A 2,030-nucleotide genomic window follows, 5' to 3' on the forward strand; every position below is an offset into this window, starting at 1 on the left:
CTTCTTTTCTTAGAAAAAAGTTCTTGACTGGTTTCGGTGACTTCTTTAGAAGCTGCCGGCTCTGCCGAAGACCTCCGGGTCGGTTGGCGGTGAGGTCAGAAAGTTTTGAAAAAAACGATTTGACACGGAATTCGAGGTTCGCTAGATAGCCGCCTCCGCCGACACCGGGCGCTAAACGGTGGGGTCGCTGAAGCGGCTCGGGTCTTTGACATTGTTGATTTGGAAAGAGAAACGCAGGCGGCGGCGCTCTGGCGGTAGACTTTAGGTCTACCTTCGACGCTGACAAATGCGGTCTCTTGAAGACACCATTTATACCGCAGCTGACTTCGGTTGGCTGCAGTGTGATGGGAACTCGTCAAGATACTATGCAAACCAGATACCTGATCCTGGGTTTTCCCCCGGGATTGGAAGTCTGATGTCAATGTCAACTCAACCTGAGAGTTTGATCCTGGCTCAGAGCGAACGCTGGCGGCAGGCCTAACACATGCAAGTCGAACGGATCCTTCGGGATTAGTGGCGGACGGGTGAGTAACACGTGGGAACGTGCCCTTTGGTTCGGAACAACTCAGGGAAACTTGAGCTAATACCGGATGTGCCCTTCGGGGGAAAGATTTATCGCCATTGGAGCGGCCCGCGTCTGATTAGCTAGTTGGTGAGGTAAAGGCTCACCAAGGCGACGATCAGTAGCTGGTCTGAGAGGATGATCAGCCACATTGGGACTGAGACACGGCCCAAACTCCTACGGGAGGCAGCAGTGGGGAATCTTGCGCAATGGGCGAAAGCCTGACGCAGCCATGCCGCGTGAATGATGAAGGTCTTAGGATTGTAAAATTCTTTCACCGGGGACGATAATGACGGTACCCGGAGAAGAAGCCCCGGCTAACTTCGTGCCAGCAGCCGCGGTAATACGAAGGGGGCTAGCGTTGCTCGGAATTACTGGGCGTAAAGGGAGCGTAGGCGGACTGTTAAGTTAGAGGTGAAAGCCCAGGGCTCAACCTTGGAATTGCCTTTGATACTGGCAGTCTTGAGTACGGAAGAGGTATGTGGAACTCCGAGTGTAGAGGTGAAATTCGTAGATATTCGGAAGAACACCAGTGGCGAAGGCGACATACTGGTCCGTTACTGACGCTGAGGCTCGAAAGCGTGGGGAGCAAACAGGATTAGATACCCTGGTAGTCCACGCCGTAAACGATGAGTGCTAGTTGTCGGCATGCATGCATGTCGGTGACGCAGCTAACGCATTAAGCACTCCGCCTGGGGAGTACGGTCGCAAGATTAAAACTCAAAGGAATTGACGGGGGCCCGCACAAGCGGTGGAGCATGTGGTTTAATTCGAAGCAACGCGCAGAACCTTACCACCTTTTGACATGCCCGGACCACCAGAGAGATCTGGCTTTCCCTTCGGGGACTGGGACACAGGTGCTGCATGGCTGTCGTCAGCTCGTGTCGTGAGATGTTGGGTTAAGTCCCGCAACGAGCGCAACCCTCGCGATTAGTTGCCATCAGGTTTGGCTGGGCACTCTAATCGTACTGCCGGAGTTAATCCGGAGGAAGGCGGGGATGACGTCAAGTCCTCATGGCCCTTACAAGGTGGGCTACACACGTGCTACAATGGCGACTACAGAGGGCTGCAATCCCGCGAGGGGGAGCCAATCCCTAAAAGTCGTCTCAGTTCGGATTGTTCTCTGCAACTCGAGAGCATGAAGTTGGAATCGCTAGTAATCGCGGATCAGCATGCCGCGGTGAATACGTTCCCGGGCCTTGTACACACCGCCCGTCACACCATGGGAGTTGGCTTTACCCGAAGGCGCTGCGCTAACTCGCAAGAGAGGCAGGCGACCACGGTAGGGTCAGCGACTGGGGTGAAGTCGTAACAAGGTAGCCGTAGGGGAACCTGCGGCTGGATCACCTCCTTTCTAAGGATGCTTCTCCAGCCTCTCACGAGGTTATTGAAGCTCCAATTAGTGCGCTTGACGCACACAAATGAGCGGATCGCCGCCGTCTTCGTTTCTCTTTCCACTCCTTGATGA

1 rRNA gene is annotated in these 2,030 nt (G+C 54.4%); it reads left to right on the forward strand.

The features are described from left to right. Positions 1–430: 430 nt before the first annotated feature. Positions 431–1,916, forward strand: a 16S ribosomal RNA gene (locus AC1RRR_RS26065). The last annotated feature ends 114 nt before the right edge of the window (positions 1,917–2,030 follow it).

The organism is Caulobacter sp. GW821-FHT12D05 (genome assembly GCF_058807295.1).